The sequence below is a fragment of the Serinicoccus sp. JS2-9 genome (genome assembly GCF_059025165.1).
In genome coordinates this window covers 1,966,537-1,983,213 of sequence record NZ_CM180091.1, presented here as the reverse complement: position 1 = coordinate 1,983,213, position 16,677 = coordinate 1,966,537, and the positions used below count along the sequence as shown (strand labels likewise).

At 73.8% G+C, this 16,677-nt stretch carries 14 protein-coding genes; 4 read left to right on the top strand and 10 right to left on the bottom strand.

All coding sequences use genetic code 11. The features are described 5' to 3' along the window. The first annotated feature begins 1 nt into the window (after window position 1). Complete coding sequence (locus AC5PYY_RS09690) at window positions 2-2,599, top strand: glycoside hydrolase family 65 protein (RefSeq protein ID WP_493896613.1); 2,598 nt, start codon at window positions 2-4, stop codon at window positions 2,597-2,599. Here AC5PYY_RS09690 and AC5PYY_RS09685 read toward each other — a convergent pair. Continuing rightward, window positions 2,546-3,481, bottom strand: a complete 936-nt coding sequence (locus AC5PYY_RS09685; RefSeq protein ID WP_493896612.1) for an L-lactate dehydrogenase — start codon at window positions 3,479-3,481, stop codon at window positions 2,546-2,548. The genes AC5PYY_RS09690 and AC5PYY_RS09685 overlap by 54 nt on opposite strands. A 94-nt stretch (window positions 3,482-3,575) precedes the next feature. Between AC5PYY_RS09685 and AC5PYY_RS09680 the strand changes: the two genes are divergently transcribed. Further along, the gene (locus AC5PYY_RS09680; protein ID WP_493896611.1) at window positions 3,576-4,154 is read left to right on the top strand and encodes a hypothetical protein; all 579 of its coding nucleotides are present in this window, start codon (window positions 3,576-3,578) and stop codon (window positions 4,152-4,154) included. Window positions 4,155-4,185: 31 nt separating this feature from the next. Here AC5PYY_RS09680 and AC5PYY_RS09675 read toward each other — a convergent pair whose 3' ends face one another. Beyond that, window positions 4,186-4,608, bottom strand: a complete 423-nt coding sequence (locus AC5PYY_RS09675; protein WP_493896610.1) for a LysM peptidoglycan-binding domain-containing protein — start codon at window positions 4,606-4,608, stop codon at window positions 4,186-4,188. Window positions 4,609-4,880: 272 nt separating this feature from the next. On the opposite strand from AC5PYY_RS09675, the gene lexA reads away from it, so the two are divergent. Continuing rightward, on the top strand, window positions 4,881-5,603 hold the full coding sequence (gene lexA, locus AC5PYY_RS09670) for a transcriptional repressor LexA (protein ID WP_493896609.1): 723 nt from the start codon (window positions 4,881-4,883) through the stop codon (window positions 5,601-5,603). A gap of 72 nt (window positions 5,604-5,675) precedes the next feature. Here the strand turns inward: lexA and AC5PYY_RS09665 are convergent, their stop codons facing one another. The 5 genes from AC5PYY_RS09665 to AC5PYY_RS09645 form a co-directional block, all read right to left on the bottom strand. Beyond that, a complete protein-coding gene (locus AC5PYY_RS09665) occupies window positions 5,676-6,008 on the bottom strand; it encodes a PRC-barrel domain-containing protein (RefSeq protein WP_493896608.1) in 333 nt (110 codons plus the stop codon). 58 nt (window positions 6,009-6,066) lie between these two features. Continuing rightward, window positions 6,067-6,978, bottom strand: a complete 912-nt coding sequence (locus tag AC5PYY_RS09660; protein WP_493896607.1) for a Sir2 family NAD-dependent protein deacetylase — start codon at window positions 6,976-6,978, stop codon at window positions 6,067-6,069. Further along, on the bottom strand, window positions 6,975-8,501 hold the full coding sequence (locus AC5PYY_RS09655) for a sensor histidine kinase (protein WP_493896606.1): 1,527 nt from the start codon (window positions 8,499-8,501) through the stop codon (window positions 6,975-6,977). Before AC5PYY_RS09655 ends, AC5PYY_RS09660 begins: the two co-directional genes overlap by 4 nt. Window positions 8,502-8,503: 2 nt before the next feature. Then, window positions 8,504-9,238, bottom strand: coding sequence for a response regulator transcription factor (locus AC5PYY_RS09650; protein ID WP_493896605.1), 735 nt, complete (start codon window positions 9,236-9,238; stop codon window positions 8,504-8,506). A 159-nt stretch (window positions 9,239-9,397) separates the two neighbouring features. Continuing rightward, window positions 9,398-10,702, bottom strand: a complete 1,305-nt coding sequence (locus AC5PYY_RS09645) for a patatin-like phospholipase family protein (protein ID WP_493896604.1) — start codon at window positions 10,700-10,702, stop codon at window positions 9,398-9,400. A 173-nt stretch (window positions 10,703-10,875) separates the two neighbouring features. On the opposite strand from AC5PYY_RS09645, the gene AC5PYY_RS09640 reads away from it, so the two are divergent. Further along, complete coding sequence (locus tag AC5PYY_RS09640; protein WP_493896603.1) at window positions 10,876-11,826, top strand: LysR family transcriptional regulator; 951 nt, start codon at window positions 10,876-10,878, stop codon at window positions 11,824-11,826. Between the two features lie 17 nt (window positions 11,827-11,843). Here AC5PYY_RS09640 and AC5PYY_RS09635 read toward each other — a convergent pair whose 3' ends face one another. The 3 genes from AC5PYY_RS09635 to AC5PYY_RS09625 form a co-directional block, all read right to left on the bottom strand. Then, window positions 11,844-14,417, bottom strand: coding sequence for a ComEC/Rec2 family competence protein (locus tag AC5PYY_RS09635; protein WP_493896602.1), 2,574 nt, complete (start codon window positions 14,415-14,417; stop codon window positions 11,844-11,846). Between the two features lie 152 nt (window positions 14,418-14,569). After that, window positions 14,570-15,460, bottom strand: a complete 891-nt coding sequence (locus AC5PYY_RS09630) for a helix-hairpin-helix domain-containing protein (RefSeq protein WP_493896601.1) — start codon at window positions 15,458-15,460, stop codon at window positions 14,570-14,572. A 295-nt stretch (window positions 15,461-15,755) separates the two neighbouring features. Then, window positions 15,756-16,637: a DegV family protein gene (locus tag AC5PYY_RS09625; protein ID WP_493896600.1), complete on the bottom strand. Its 882-nt coding sequence runs from the start codon at window positions 16,635-16,637 to the stop codon at window positions 15,756-15,758. Window positions 16,638-16,677: the final 40 nt, after the last annotated feature.

Here is a 16,677-nt window from a genome sequence, read left to right as displayed (position 1 = left end):
CGTGGCCGCCACCTCCCACCACCGCCCGCCCGCCCCGGTCGACCCGCTGGACCGCACCCGCTTCCCGCTGGAGCCGTGGCGCCTGGTCGAGACGGCCTACGAGACCGCCGACCTCGGCGTGACCGAGACCCTCTTCGCGGTCTCCAACGGCTACCTCGGGCTGCGCGGCAACGTCGAGGAGGGCCGCGACACCCACGCGCACGGCACCTTCGTCAACGGCTTTCACGAGACCTGGCCGATCCGGCACGCGGAAGAGGCCTTCGGGCTGGCGCGCGTCGGACAGACGATCGTCAACGTCCCGGACCCGAAGACCATCAAGCTCTACGTCGACGACGAGCCGCTGCTGCTCTCGACGGCCGACCTGGACCACTACGAGCGCGAGCTCGACTTCCGCGCGGGGCTGCTCCGGCGGTCTCTGGTCTGGCGCACCAGCGCCGGGAAGCGGGTGAGGATCACCACGACCCGGATGGCCGGCGTGGTCGAGCGGCACCTGGCGGTCATGACCTTCGAGGTCGAGATGCTCGACGGCAACGCCGCGCTCGACATCTCCAGCCAGATCCTCAACCGTCAGGACGGCTCGGACGAGTATCACGTGCGCAGCGCCGCGATGGGTGAGGGCGTGGACCCGCGCAAGGCCGAGTCCTTCGAGCACAGGGTGCTCGACCCAGTGCTCCACGAGGTCCGCGACGAGCGGCTGCTGCTGGGCTACCGCTGCCACAACTCGGGCATGACCATCGCGACGATGGCCCAGCACCACATCGACACCGACAACGTCTGGACCGAGCGGACCTACGTCGACCCGGACCTGGCCAAGCACGTCTTCCGGGTCGAGGCGCGCGAGGGACGCCCGGTGCGGATCGACAAGCTGATCGCGGTGCATACCTCCCGGGGTGTGCCGCCGCATGAGCTCGCCGACCGCTGCGCCCGCACCCTCGATCGCGCCGTCGTGCGCGGGGTCCCCGAGCTGCTGCGCGAGCAGGCGCAGACCTGGGAACGCTTCTGGCTCGAGTCCGACGTCGAGATCCCGGACCAGCCGCACCTGCAGCAGGCCGTGCGGTGGAACCTCTTCCAGCTGGGTCAGGCCTCGCTGCGCGCCGGGTCGCACGGCATCCCGGCGAAGGGGCTCACCGGCTCGGGCTACGGCGGGCACTACTTCTGGGACACCGAGTGCTACGTCCTGCCCTTCCTCGTCTACACCCACCCGCAGGCGGCGCGCAACGCGCTGCGCTTCCGGCACGGGATGCTCGAGGCCGCTCGTCAGCGGGCCGCCGAGATGGCGCAGTACGGCGCCCTCTTCCCGTGGCGCACCATCAACGGCGAGGAGGCCTCGGCCTACTTCGCGGCCGGCACGGCGCAGTACCACATCAACGCGGACGTGGCCTACGCCCTCATGAAGTACGCCCGCGCCACCGGCGACCGGCAGTTCTTGCTCGACCAGGGCGTCGACATCCTGGTCGAGACGGCGCGGCTGTGGGCCGACCTCGGCTTCTGGCAGTCCAACGGCACCGAGCAGTTCCACATCCACGCGGTGACCGGACCGGACGAATACACCACCATCGTCAACGACAACCTCTTCACCAACGTCATGGCCCAGCTCAACCTGCGGTCGGCCGTGGAGGCGGTCCGCGAGCTGCGCGAGACCGACCCGGCGCAGTTCGCCCGGGCCCGCCGGCGGCTGGCACTCGTGGACGCCGAGGTCGAGGAGTGGGAGCGCGCGGCGGAGGGGATGTACATCCCCTTCGAGCCGCAGGCGCAGGTGCACCCGCAGGACAGCCACTTCTTGGAGCGCGAGGTCTGGGACCTGGACGCGACGCCCGAGGACAAGCGGCCGCTGCTGCTCCATTACCACCCGCTCGTCATCTACCGCTACCAGGTGCTCAAGCAGGCGGACGTGGTGCTGGCGCTCTACCTCGCCGGGGACGCCTTCACGCCGGAGGAGAAGCTCGCCGACTTCGACTACTACGACCCGATCACCACCGGGGACTCGACGCTGTCGGCCGTGGTCCAGTCGATCGTCGCGGCCGAGGTCGGCTACCACGACCTCGCGCTGCGCTACTTCTACGCCGGGCTCTTCGTCGATCTCGACGACCGGCACGGCAATGCCGCGGACGGGGTGCACGTCGCCTCGACCGGCGGTGTGTGGAGCGCGCTCGTCGCGGGCTTCGGCGGGATGCGCGACCACGGCGGTGAGCTGACGCTGGACCCGCGCCTGCCGGAGGGGTGGGCCAGGATCACGTGGCGTATGCGGTGGCACGGCTCCCGGGTGCGGATCACCGTGGAGCAGGAGTCCGTCCGGCTGGCGGTCGAGGTCGGTGACCGGGTCACCCTCGTGGTGCGCGGCGAGCCGGTCGACGTCGGCGCCGACGAGGTCGTCGTCCCCCTCGACGGTCAGGGTCCCCGCCTGCGCGGCGCGCCCACCTCGCAGGCCTCGGCGGCGAGCACCCCCACGGACCGGCGCGACGGCCAGCCGGCGCGCCCGGGTGGCGTGGTGCCGCACAGCATCGACCTGGACGACACGACGGGTCCGGTGGCCGTGGTCTCGGCCTCAGAAGCCGAGCGAGCGCGCCGCCGAACGGATGGAGGCAGCGCTGGCGCGTAGCCCCTCGGTCTCGGTGTCGTCGAGCGTGGGCGCGAGCTGGCGCTCCGCGCCGCCGGCACCGACGACGGTCGGCACGGAGAGGCAGACGTCCTCGAGGCCGGCGTAGCCGTCGACCCGGGTGGACACGGGCAGCACCTGGCCCTCGTCGCGCAGCACGGCCTCCACGATCCGGCTCGCGGAGGCACCGATGGCGAAGTTCGTGGCGCCCTTGCCCTGGATGATCTCGTAGGCGGCGTGGACGACGTCGTGCGCCATCCGGTCCCGCTCCTCGCGCGTCGTGAGCCTGGTGACGGGCACCGCGCCGACCGTCGCCGTGCTCCACAGCGGGATCTCGCTGTCCCCGTGCTCCCCGATGACGTAGGCATGGACGTTCTGCACCGCCACCCCGCAGTGCTGGGCGACCAGGGCTCGCAGCCGGGCGGAGTCGAGCACCGTGCCGGACCCGAACAGCCGCGCCTGCGGGAGGCCGGTGACCTGCTGCGCGACGTAGGTGACGACGTCGACCGGGTTGGTAACCATGACGTAGACCGCGTCCGGCGCGACCTCGGCCAGGCGCGGCATGAGGGTCTGCATCAGCCGGGCCGTGGAGGCCGCGAGGTCCAGCCGGGACTGTCCGGGCTGCTGCTTGGCGCCCGCGGTCACGGCGATGACGTCGGCCCCGGCACACACGGCGACGTCGTCGGACCCCTCGACCCGCGCCTCCGGCATGAACTGCAGGCCCTGTCGCAGGTCGAGCGTCTGGGCACGGACCTTGGCGGCGTCGACGTCGTGGAGCACCACGGACCGCGCCGACCCGCGCATGAGCATGGCGTAGGCGAGGGTGGCGCCGACCGACCCGGCTCCGACGACGGCGACCCTGCTGACTCCTCTGGTGGCTGTCATGGGTCCATCATGGCGCGACCGCCGGCCCCGCGCGCACACTCCCCCTGCCGCTCCCGGCTTGGCCCCGGCGGCTCCCTGTGGTCGGATAGAGGATATGAGTGACCCGACCCACATGCCGTTCCAGGAGGATTCCTCGGCCGACGACGTGGCGGCGGACTCCGTCCACGAGGGTCAGCGACCAGTCTCCCCCGCGTCCCCCGACCAGCCCCCAGCGGCCACTGGTCCCGGCCGCGGCACCACCGATCTCGGGCAGCTGGCCGAGCCGGAGGAGACCGAGACCGACCGGCTGGCGGCCCGCGTCAGCGGCCCCGAGGACCACGAGGGCATGACCGCGCTCTGGCGCGCCACGATGGACCTGCCGCACTGGTGGTTCATCGCGGTCGGCGACCCCGGCGCGGAATCCCCCGCCGCGGCCCAGATCGAGGGCCAGTTGATGCTGCTCACCTTCACCAGCGCCGAGCGGGCCCGCCACTTCGCCGTCCAGAACGGCATGGTCGCCCCCGACGAGGACCTGCGCGCTATAGCTCTGCCCCCGGAGGAGGTCGTGGACGCCGCCGAGGCCTACCAGTCGGCCGACGTGACCGGGCTGATGTTCGACCCGCATCTCATCGGGTACTTCATCCCCTGCGAGCAGATGCCCGTGGTGTGGGACGCCCTGCGCCGGGCGTCCTGACCCAGAACCAGGGCGCTTCGCTCCCGCACGGTCAGCGACCGGGGATGATCAACTCCTGACCGGCCGCCACCGAAGTGGTGCTCAGCCGGTTGGCCCGCTGGATGTCCGTGATGGCCTGGCTCAGCGGCATGTCCGGCAGCTGCTCCGCCGCGATCTGCGACAGGGTGCTTCCCGGCTCGACGACGACCGACGTGGTCGCCCCCGCGGGTCCGAGCAGGCCGATCATCGACACCGCGACGAGCGCCACGACCAGCGCGGCGGTCGTCGTGAGCGCCAGCCGACCGCGACGCGTCAGCCGCAGCGTCGTCGGCCGGGTCGACGCGCGCTGCGCCTGAGGCAGGGCTGGCTCCCCGGCACCGACGAGGCGCAGGTGACCACGTCGCCCCGGGGCGACCCTCCGACGCCTGGGAGCGGGCAGCGGGATCGAGATGTCATGCGCGATGGCCGTGCTCATGCGGATCACCTTCCTCGTGTTCCTTCTCGAGGTGCTCTTCGGACACATCTCCGATAGCACGTCTGTCCTATTGATAGCACACGCGTGCGACGATGTCGACACGCTGACCGAACACATGTTTGCCCGCGGCGTGCTACCGGCGTACGCTGTGCTCATGTCAGGAACTCAACCACCCACCACTGACATACCTTCTGACCAGGCATGATGCACTCCCGGCGCCGCAGCCGGGCGGCGAGCGCAGAGGGTGGGGCCCGGATGAGGGGATGGAGACCATGGCCACGATCCACGAGATGCCGGACCGCGACGGCGGCGCGGCGGAGCTGACCAACCGGCAGCGCCGCGTGCTCGACGTCATCCGCGACTCGGTCGACCACCGGGGCTACCCGCCGAGCCTGCGCGAGATCGGTGACGCCGTCGGGCTCACGTCACCGAGCTCGGTGGCCCACCAGCTCAAGACGCTCGAGCGCAAGGGCTACCTGCGCCGCGACCCCAACCGGCCCCGCGCCATCGAGGTGGTCCACCCCGGCGACGAGGGGCCCGGCTACCGGCGTGGCGACACCGATCCCGGGCCGGTCTCCAGCGAGACGATCGACGAGACGGGGATCAACGACGCCCACCCGCGCCCCTCCTACGTGCCGCTCGTGGGCCGCATCGCTGCGGGCGGGCCGATCCTGGCCGAGGAGGCCGTCGAGGACGTCTTCCCCCTCCCCCGGCAGATCGTCGGCGACGGAGAGCTCTTCCTGCTCAAGGTGGTCGGCGACTCCATGGTCGACGCCGCGATCTGCGACGGCGACTGGGTCGTGGTCCGCCGCCAGCCTACGGCGGTCAACGGCGAGATCGTGGCCGCCATGCTCGACAACGAGGCGACGGTCAAGACCTACCGCAACCGCGACGGCAAGGTGTGGCTCATCCCGCACAACCCGTCCTACGAGCCGATCGACGGCGACCACGCCGTCATCCTCGGCAAGGTGACCGCCGTCCTGCGCCGCATCTGACTGCGTCACCCCCACCGACCGCGGCGCCTCCCCCGGCCCCCTCCATCCTCACCGGGGGCAGGCGCCGCACCCTCAGGCCGAGGGTGCCGGGCCTTGGTCGACGGCGTAGTAGTCGTAGAGCTGCTCCTCCTCGTCCTCGGTCAGGTGCCCGTCGCAGGGGATCTCCGGGGCCTCCTTGATCATGGCGACCGAGTAGGGCACGCGGATGTGGCCGCCGTCGACCACCGCGTTGGACACCGGGCAGAAGATCCGCCGTCCGCCCCACCAGCCGGTCCGCACCGAGATCCAGGCCGGGTTGCCGGTGCTGTTGTCGAGATAGACCTGATCGAGCCCGCCGACCTTGTGGCCGTCCTGGTCGACGACCTCCGCGTCGTACATCTCACCCAGCTTCTCGTAGGTGATCACCGTGACCTGACCTCCTTCTCGGCCCGGGCCGGACCGCTGCGACCAGACTACGACCAGACTATGACGGCCCGCCCGACAGATCCCGCACCAGGCGGGGCAGCACGTCACCGACGAGCGCATCCACCCGCAGCGTCGCCTCCGCGTCGCCCCGCGTCTCCCCTCGCGTGAGCACCGCCACCGGTATGTCGTCGCGCGCCGCCCTCCGCACGAACCGGTAGCCGCTCATCACCCGCAGCGAGGAGCCGAGCACGAGCAGCGTGCGCGCCCGCCCGACGTGGTCGAAGGCCTGTGCCACCACTTCCTTGGCGACGGACCCGCCGAAGAAGACGACGTCCGGCTTGAGCCGGTCGCCACCGCATACGAGGCAGCGTGGGGCCCGGAACCCACCCACCAGCTCCTCCGGCAGCGCGATGTCGCCGTCGGGCCGCACCCGCCCGTCGGTGCGCACGTGGTCGAGGAAGCCCGGGTTCGCCTCGCCGAGCCAGCGCTGCACCTGCTCGCGCACCACCGGCTCGCCACAGTCGAGGCACTCGACGCGCGCCAGCGTGCCGTGCAGCTCCAGCACCCGCCGGCTGCCCGCCCGCTGATGGAGCCCGTCGACGTTCTGGGTGATCACCTGGTCCAGCAGACCCCTGCGCTCGAGGTCGGCGACCGCCTCGTGCGCCGGGTTCGGTGCCGCGGCGGCGAACCGCTGCCAGCCGGCGTAGGCCCGCGCCCAGTAGCGCTGCCGGGCCTCCGCGGAGGTCACGAACTCCCCGTGCTGCATCGGTTGCACCCGACGGGTGCCGTCCGGTCCTCGGTAGTCGGGGATGCCGCTGGCGGTGGACATGCCCGCGCCGGTGAGCGCCACGACGCCACCGGCACCGACGAGTCGCCGCAGTTCGGCATACCCGGACTCCTCGACGAGCCGCGCCGGGGGCACGGTCTGCGCGGGGTCGGGTGGACTGGCGTCGGTCGAGGCCTGCGTCACGGGCGCTCACCTACCGGCAGGCTGACCACGAACTCGGTCCGCCCAGGCTCCGACTCCAGGCGCACCTGCCCACCGTGGGCCCGCGCGACCGCCGCCACGATCGACAGCCCCAGGCCGGTGCTCCCGGCGGCCCGCGAGCGCGAGTCGTCACCCCGGGTGAAGCGCTCGAAGATGGTCGACTGCAGCGCCTCGGGGATGCCGGGGCCGTCGTCGGCCACGACGACCTCCACGAGGTCGCCGCGCACCCGCAGCCGGGTCGTCACGGTGGTCCCGGGCGGCGTGTGGGTGCGGGCGTTGGCGAGCAGGTTGGTCAGGACCTGCCGGAGCCGCCCCTCGTCGCCGACCAGCTCGACCGGCTCCTGCGGCAGGTCCAGCGCCCACGCGTGGTCGGGCCCGGCTACCTGGGCGTCGCTGACGGCGTCGAGGCAGACGAGGGTGAGGTCGACCGGCTCGCGTTCGAGCGGTCGGCCGGCGTCGAGCCGGGCCAGCAGCAGCAGGTCCTCCACCAGCCCCTGCATGCGCAGCGACTCGGACTCGACCCGGCGCAGCGCGTGCTGGACCGAGACGGGCACCGGCTCGGTCTCGCGGCGGGACAGCTCGGCATACCCCCGGATCGATGCGAGCGGGGTGCGCAGCTCGTGCGAGGCGTCGGCGACGAACTGCCGGACCCGCTGCTCGCTGTCGTGCCGGACCGAGAGCGCCGACTCCATCGTGTCGAGCAGGTCGTTGAGCGCCTGCCCGACCTGGCCGACCTCGGTGTCCGGGTCGGTGGCGCCCTGAGGCACGCGGTCGCTCACGACGACCGCGCCACGCTCCAGGCGTTGCTCGGACACGGACCGAGCGGTGGCGGCGACCCGGTCCAGGGGGGCGAGGTTGCGCCGCACCAGGTATGCCGATCCCGCGCCGGCGGCGAGCAGCGACAGCAGCGCCATCGGCAGCAGGATGATGACGGCCCGCTGGACGGTGCCGCTCACCCCGGCGAGCGGGAGCCCGGTCACGACCAAGGAGTCCCCTGCTCCCTCCGAGCGCGTCGCCAGGATGCGGTAGTCGCCGACCGCGGCGCCGAGGTCCACCGAGAAGGGGCCGACGTCACCCTCCTGGCCCGCGTCGCCCTGCTCGTCCTCCACGGCGGCGACGAGGACGTCGAGCTGCTCCTCGTCGAGGGCGGCGAACTCGTTGTCCGTCGTCACGACCGAGTTGACCGAGACGGTGGGGACATCGCTGCTCACGTCCTCGACGACCACCGTGAGCGACCGGTCGCCGCCGCCCGGAGGACGAGGGCCGAGCTGCGGCATACCGCCCGGCTCCTCGTCGTCACGGTCCGCAGGCGGACCGCCGTCGCCGAACCCGCCGCTGGTCCGCTCGGCCGACAGCCGCAGGTCGTCGTCGAGCTGGCCCACGAGCTGCTGGCGTAGCGCCACGGTCGTGACCAGGCCGGACAGGAGCAGGACGCAGGCGAAGATCGCGACGACCGAGGTCACGATCTTGGCCCGCAGCGAGCGGGCCCGACGGGTCGCCGCCAAGGTCAGGAACCCGCGGCAGGCTTGAGGACGTAGCCCGCGCCGCGCATGGTGTGGATCATCGGGTCGTGGCCCTGCTCGATCTTCTTGCGCAGGTAGGAGATGTAGAGCTCGACGATGTTGGCCTGGCCGCCGAAGTCGTAGTGCCAGACGCGGTCCAGGATCTGGGCCTTGGAGAGCACCCGGCGCGGGTTGCGCATGAGGAAGCGCAGCAGCTCGAACTCGGTCGCGGTCAGGGAGATCTCGACGCCGGCGCGGGACACCTCGTGGCTGTCCTCGTCGAGCGTGAGGTCACCGACGACGAGGACCGAGCTCGACTCCTCGGCGACGACGACGGTGCGGCGCATGAGGGCACGGACCCGGGCGACGACCTCCTCCAGGCTGAACGGCTTGGTGACGTAGTCGTCTCCTCCGGCGGTGAGGCCGGCGACGCGGTCCTCGACGGCATCCTTCGCGGTGAGGAAGAGCACGGGCACGTCCGGCTCGTGCGCCCGCATCCGGCGCAGCACCTCCATGCCGTCGACGTCCGGGAGCATCATGTCGAGGACCACCGCGTCGGGGGCGAACTCGCGGGCCGCGCGCACGGCGTCCATCCCGGTCCCGGCAGTCTGGACCTGCCACCCCTCGTAGCGCAGCGCCATCGACAGCAGCTCGGTGAGCTGCGGCTCGTCGTCGACCACGAGCACGCGGACGGGGCTGCCGTCGAGGCGGGTGAGCTGGGGAGAGGTCGTCGGCGTCATGGGTGTAGTCCATCCTGCCACCCCGTGCGGTCCGTGTGCGTCTGCTGTGCGCTTCCTGTGCGTGCCCGCCCGGAGGATCGACCAGGCTGCCGAACCGGACAGATCAGGCTGCCGGAGTGATCAGACGAGGCTCTCGGTCGGAAGGGGCGCGGACGGGTCTCAGCGACGCCCGAGCGCGGTGATCCGGGCCGAGCCACGCAGCATCGCCACGGCCTCCTTCGGACCGGCTACCTCCGGGTGGGGCGGGTCGAGCGGGGCCTGCAGCGCGACGGTCGCCGGGCTGTGTCGGTGCACGGAGTCGTCCGCGACGAGATAACCGTGACGCTCAAGGACCATCTGCTCGCCGCGGCTGAAGGCGTCCAGGTCGGTGCGCACCCGGTTGATGGTGGAGACCACGTCGGCGGAGTAACCCCCGCGGACCTCTCCACCCGGCCCGTGGCCCGGCACCCGGGACACCGCCCCCGGCGCCTCCAACGACCAGGTCGCCCCGTCCAGCAGCCCCCCGGCGAAGCTGGCCCGCAACCAGCGCAGCCGGGCCGTCTGGCCGCCGCTGGAGGCGATGGCCAGCAGGTGCCCCAGCCGGCCCAGCACCGATCCGGCCGGTCGGCTGCGGAAGACGGCGCCACCGTCGCTCACGAGCACCGTCTGGTGGTCGGACCAGACGGGCTCCAGTCCGAGGTTGTCGTAGACGCCGCCGTCAGCGAGCTGGATGCGCCGGCCGAGCGAGGCCTGGACCGGCTCCGGCTCGTCCGGGTCGGGCACGCCGCCCACCAGGCCCAGCGTGGCGCCGTCGAGCTCCAGCGGCGCGAAGAACGGTGGGTAGGCGCAGGAGGCGGCGACGGCGTCGACGATGCGCAGCCCGGGTGGCGGCGCCGCGTAGCCGAGGCGGTGGTCGCCCACCCGCCCCCGCGGACCGACCGAGCGGGGATCGGCGAAGAGCCAGGACACGCCATACCCGATCTCGGTGGCACCGGTGAGGATCGCCGGACCGCCGCGGCGGTGCTCGCGCAGGTCGGTGCCCCACCAGGGGACGACGCGCTCCAGCTCGTCGGCGAGCACGCCGACGCTGGCGTCGGCGCGGGCCCAGCCGCTGGGCCGGAGGCGGGACAGCAGCGCGGGGGTGCGCAGGTTGCGGCCGCACAGCCGGGCCAGCGGCTCGGCCACCAGCTCGTCCAGCCCCCCGACCGGAGCCGGATCCCCCTGCGCTTCGGGCCACTCCAGGTCGGGATGCATGAGGAGGGAGGCGACGATCGCGCCGCCGGAGACGGCGCTGATGGTGCGCAGCCGGCCCAGCGCCCCCAGCTCGTTGAGCCGGCGGACCGCACCGAGGTGGAAGAGCGCCGCCCGGAAGCCCCCGCCGGACAGGCACAGCGCAGCACCGTGGCGTGGTCGTCGGGCGGAGGGCCCGTGGTGGGCGGTCGCCCGCGCGGCCTCGAGCTGGGCGAGGGCGGGGTCGCCGGTCACACCGTGCGGCGGAGGGACGTGGTGCGACTGGAGCACGCCTCCGACTCCAGCCCCCGCAGGTGACGACGACGTGAACGTCGTCCCGGGTGTCGGGGGCGGGGACGTGACGAACAGGTCGCCGAGGCGGGCAGGGACCGGCGACGGCAGGCGGCCGCCCCCGTATGCTCTGGGGCATGTTCGACGCGGCAGGGTTGCGGGTCATGCGTGCCATCGCGGAGGAGGGCTCCTTCACTGCGGCCGCGAACTCGCTGGGCTACACCCAACCCGCGGTGTCACAGATGGTGCGCCGGCTGGAGCAGCGCGCCGGCACCGCCCTGGTGGAGCGGATCGGGCGCAGCGTCCGGCTGACGGAGGCGGGGCAGCTGCTCGCCGTGCGGGCCCGGGAGATCCTGGACCGGATCGACGAGGCCGAGGCCGAGGTGGTCGCGATCGCGGGTCTGCAGGCGGGTCGGGTGCGCCTCATGGCGTTCCCGTCGTCGTCGGCCACCCTGGTGCCCCGGGCGCTGGCCCGGCTGCGGCAGAGCCACCCGGCGGTGACCGTGCAGTTCAGCGAGGCCGAGCCGCCGGAGTCGTTGGCGGCGGTGCGCGCCGGTGCGGTGGACCTGGCGGTGGCCTTCTCCTACGAGGGCACGGACGCCGGCCGCGGCGAGGACGACCTCGCCGGCCTCGTCGTCATGGACGTCCTGGACGACCCCGTCATGCTGGTGCTGCCCCGCGGCCACGAGCTGGCCGCGCAGGACGAGGTCGACCTGGCCGACCTCTCGGCCGACCGGTGGATCGCGGGCTGCCCACGCTGCCGGGGCCACCTGCTCACCCTGGCGCACGGCGCCGGCTTCGACCCGGACGTGACCTTCGAAACCGAGGACTACGTGGCCGTGCTCGGCCTCGTGGCCGCCGGGCTGGGCGTCGCCCTCGTGCCCCAGCTGATCCTGACCACGGTCTCCCACCCTGATGTCGTGATCCGCCCGGTGTCGCCGCCGTCACGTCGGATGGTGCAGGTGGTGACGACCCCCGACCTGCAGCGGGTGCCTGCCGTGGCCGCGACCCTCGACGCGCTCTGCGAGAGCGCCCGCGAGCTCGGCGGCGACCCCTGCACGCACCCGGTCGCGACGGGTGCGGGATAGCACCCACGTCCCACGGCTCAGCGACCGTCGCGGGTCACCGTGGCCAGCCGCCCGCGCTCGTCCCGCACCACGGCCACGTCACCGTGCAGGTCGGTGCGCAGCACCACCGCCCCCACCTGCGCCAGCAGGCCGAGCGTCGAGGGCGCCGGGTGCCCGAAGGTGTTGTCCGCCCCGACGCCGATGAGCGCCACCTCGGGGTCGAGCAGGTGCAACAGCGCCTCGTCCTGGTCGGCCGAGCCGTGATGGGCCACCTTGAGCACGTCCACCTCGCCGACACCCGGGCCGGCCTCCATGCCGCCGGTGCCTGCGGCTCCACCACCGGCACCGGACGCCGTGGGCTGGGCCGGCCCCGCGCGCTGGTCGAGCGCCACGCGCAGCGCACGGGCACCCGCCGACTCCACGTCTCCCACCAGCAGCACCCGCGTTTCGCGCACCGTGACGTGGACGACGACGCTCGCGTCGTTGGCGGCCCCTCCCTCCTCCCCGCCGTGAGTCCCCTTCCCGGGGAGGTGGTCATCCTGCGGTTCTGTCGCGTCGGGGGTGGCGAGCCTGCCGGACGGGCCGAGGACGCGGACCTGGGCCTCCCCGACCGCGCCGAGGTCGCCCGGCTGGGCCACCGTCACCGGGACCCCGGCCTGCTCCAGCAGGCTGATCGCCTCGGCGGCGCCGTCGGCGGGCTGCCGCACGGGGCTCACGAGCGCCTCGTCGACCCGGGCGGCGCGCAGCACGCCCTCGAGCCCGTCGATGTGGTCGGCGTGGAAGTGGGTGAGCACGAGCAGCGGCACCCGCTGCACGCCGAGCGCGCGAAGGCACGTGCTGACCGCCTCGGGGTCTGGCCCTGTGTCGACGACGACCGCTGACGACGCCCCGCTGCGGAGGACGAAGGCATCGCCCTGCCCGACGTCGCAACCGACGACCACCCACCCGGGCGGTGGCCACGAGCGCAGGCCCGGCAGGGGCACCCACACCAGGGCCGCGGTCCAGATCACGGCCCCGATCACGGCCCAGGACCGCAGTGGCCGACGCACGAGCTGGGCCCACCACCAGCGTCCGGTGAGCAACAGGGCTACCGTCAGCCCCGCCAGGGTCCAGGCACCGGCCGGGCCGTCCATCCAGTCGACCGTCCCCAGCGGCAGCCGCGCACAGACCCGGGCGACGCGGGCGATGAGCCACGCCGGGAGCGCGGCCAGCCAGGCCACCGTGCTCGCGCCCGGCAGCCACAGCGGGGCCACGAGCGCGGCCACCACCCCCAGGATGGTCGTGGGCGCGACGAGTGGTGCGGCGAGCAGGTTGGCCAGCACCGCCACTGTCGTGATGCTCCCCTGCAGCAGCACGATGACCGGCGCACAGACGACCTGCGCGGCCAACGGGACGGCCGCGGCCCGGGCCGGCAGCTCGGCCCACCGGGGCAGGCGACCGGCCATCGCCATCCCCCACGGCCGGGCGAAGAGGACCAGCCCCAGGGTGGCGAGGGTGGAGAGGGCGAAGCCGTAGGACCGGGCGAGCCACGGGTCGAGACACAGCAGCCCCAGCACGGCGACCGCCAGAGCCGGCAGGCTGGCACGTCGGCGACCGCCAGTGAGCGCGAGCAGGCCCACCACCCCCATCACCCCCGCCCGCAGCACGGAGGGCTCGGGCCGGCACAGCAGCACGAACCCCGCCAGCCCGAGCAGGACGACCGGGAGTCGCCACCGACGGGGCAGCCCGCATCGGGAGGCCAGCAGCGCGATCCCGCCGACGACGATCGCGACGTTGCTCCCACTGACCGCGCTGAGATGGGTCATGCCGGTGTCGCGCATGGCCTGGTTGAGGTCGGGCGGGGTGAGCGAGGTGTCGCCGATGACCAGCCCCGGCACCAGCCCTCGGGGGTCCGCGGGCACCGGTTGCACCGCCTGCCGGAAGCGCTCCCGCACGTGGTCCACGCCCCGCAGCAGCGAGGGCGGCGCGCGGACGTCGACCGGCCGGCCTCGCGGGGTGAGGACCGCGACCGGTCGGCCCGCCTGGTCCGGCAGGCCCCACCTCCCCGTCGCCTCGACCTCGCTGCGCCAGGCCACGTCCTCCCAACCCTGACCCGAGGTGGCGAGCACCACGACAGGAGTCCGGGGGCGGGTCGTCACGCCCCGGGAGGTCGCCTCGACGACCCGGCCCTCCAGGACCACCAGCGAGGGCCGCCCCTCCGTGCGCTCCACGACCCGAGGCTCCGTGGTCACGACCAGCCGCACCTCGGTGACCGCCCGCTCGGCCGCCCAGCCGGCGACCGGCCCCGCGCTCGCCGTCGCCAGGTGCAGGGACGCGGTGCCGGTGACCAGAGCCACTGCGGCACCGCAGAGCGCGAGCTGACCCCGGACCACCCCGGCAACACCTGCCATCCCCAGGCCGCCGGGTCCCGGGGCGCCCTCCGTTGCGCCGCGTCGCCGGGCCTTCCCCGAACCGCCGGGTCGCCGGGCGTCCTCCGCGCCGCCCTGCCGTCGAGCCGCCTGCACCAGCACGCTCAGCGCGAGAGCCCCGGCGAGGCCTGCGACGACCGCCGCCGTGCCCGCGCCGCGGGGCAGCACCGCCACGGACACGCCCCAGGCCGCGAGCGCGGGCACCAGCAGGCGAAGGTCCAGGCCCGCTCCGTCGGCGTCGACCCGGTCGTGCTCGCCCCCTCCCTGGCCCTGTCGAGCCCCCTCTGCCCGCAGCCGTGTGAGTCGCCCCTCCGCCGGCGCAGGCCACTCACGGACATCTCCGTCCCGCGGCCTCCTCACCCCCTGACCTGCACCCACGGCTCGAGCTCCTCCAGGGTCCGCTCGCCGATACCGCTCACCTCCAGCAGCTCGCTCACCGCCGAGAACCGCCCGTGCTCCTCCCGCCAGGTGAGGATCTTGCCCGCCGTGACCGGCCCGATCCCGGGGAGTGTCTCGAGCTCCTGCTGGGTCGCGGAGTTCAGGTCCAGGGGAGCCGATCCTGAGGCAGGAGCACCCGGAACTGCGGCGTCCTGGGCGGCGGGCCCTCCGACGGCACCTCCGGTCCCGGCAGCCAGCCCTGGCGGTGGCTCCTCGCCCGGCGCAGCCACCCAGATCTGCTCACCGTCCACCACGGGGCGGGCGAGGTTGACCGACCCGACCTCGGCCTCGTCGGTGAACCCTCCGGCCGCCTCGACCGCATCGACCACCCGCGCCCCGGCCGGTAGCTCGACCACCCCCGGCTCACGGACCTGGCCCACGACGTGCACCCAGACCGCCGTGCCGGGTTCGCCGTCGACCTGCCCGTCCGTCTGCCCGCCGGCCTGTCCCGTCACGCCCGGCCCCGTCGCGCCCTGCCCCGTCGCGCCCTGCCCATCGGTCGCGCCCCCGCCGCCCTCGGCGACACCCTCTCCTCCGTCTCCTGCCTCGGTCGCCGGTGTCGACCCGTCGGCGCCCCCGCCCTGGCCCGGGTCGGACACCGCGTGCTCCACCGCCGCCTCGCCCACCGGGACGGCGGCTGCCTCCTGCTCGACCCACCACCACCGCGCCCCGAGGACACAGGCCGCGAGCGCGAGCAGGACGAGCACGCCCCGGACCGGCCGCACCCCGACCGCCAGGTCGGCCGAGCGGATCCGGTCCGGGACGGTGACCAGCCGGACGGGTTCCGAGCTAGGCCCGGGGCTGGGCATGGGCCCTGCCACGGTGTGGGGCTCGGGCCCGGACGTGGACCCGAGCGTGGACCCGAACCCGGTCGACTCGACCTCTGGCCCGGGCTCAGGCTCCCGCGCCTCCGAACGAACGCGTCCGGGGCGATGCCTTCCCTCGTGCCGAGCGCCGGACTCCCCCTCGATCCCCATAGAGGCGACGCTAGGCACCCTCTCGGGCGGCTTCCAGACCCGCCTCCCCATCTGTGGACGAGGCGAGGGTGTGGTCCAGGGATGTGGACAGGGACGCCGGCAGCCTCAGGTCTCCCGTCCGCGCGGCCTACCCCTCGCCGTCCGGGCCCCGCGCCCCGACGATGACACCGAGGGTCCCAGGGCCGGTGTGCACCCCGACGCTGAGGTCCAGCGCGACGACCTCGACGTCGAGCCCCGTCCGCTCCCGCAGGACGTCCGCCAGCTCCTGCGCCGCCGCGGCCGCGTCCAGCTCGTGCACCGCCAGCCGGGGCGCCCTGCCCCCGTCCGCCACCCGGGCGCACTCCTCGGCGGCAAGGTCGACGAGCCGCGCCAGCGCCTTGGCGCGGGTCCGGACCTTCTCGGCCGCCGCGACCTGCCCGCCCTCGATGGTGAGCAGAGGCTTGATCGACAGCGCCGAACCCAGCAGCGCCTGGGCGCGCCCCAGCCGCCCACCGCGCCGCAGGTGCTCCAGGGAGTCGACGTAGAACCACGCCCGCGTCGCGGCCAGCCGCTCCCGCACCAGATCCGCCACCGACCGCAGGTCCCCGCCGTCGGCGGCCCGCGCGGCGCCGTCCAGCACCGCCCAGCCCAGCGCCATACCCACCGAGCGCGAGTCGATCACCGTCACCTCGACCTCGTCACGGACCGCCTCGGCCGCCAGCCGTGCCGCCTCGACGGTGCCGCTTACGCCCGCCGAGAGGTGCGTCGACACGATGCCGCGGCACCCCGTCGTCCGCCGCAGCCCGAGGTATGCCGTCTCCAGCTCGCCCGGAGAGACGCGGCTGGTGGACACCCGCTCGCGCCCGTGCCGCAGCAGGTCCACGATCTCCTCGGGCGTGGTCTCCTCGCGCGTCCCTGCTGCGCCCCGGTCACCGACGAACACATGCAGGGGCAGCACCCTCACCCCGTGCTGCGCCGCCGTCTCGGGTGGCAGGCAGGCGGAGCTGTCGGTGACCAGGGCGACATCCATGGCCCCCACGATGCCCCGGCAGGACCCGTGATCTCCACTC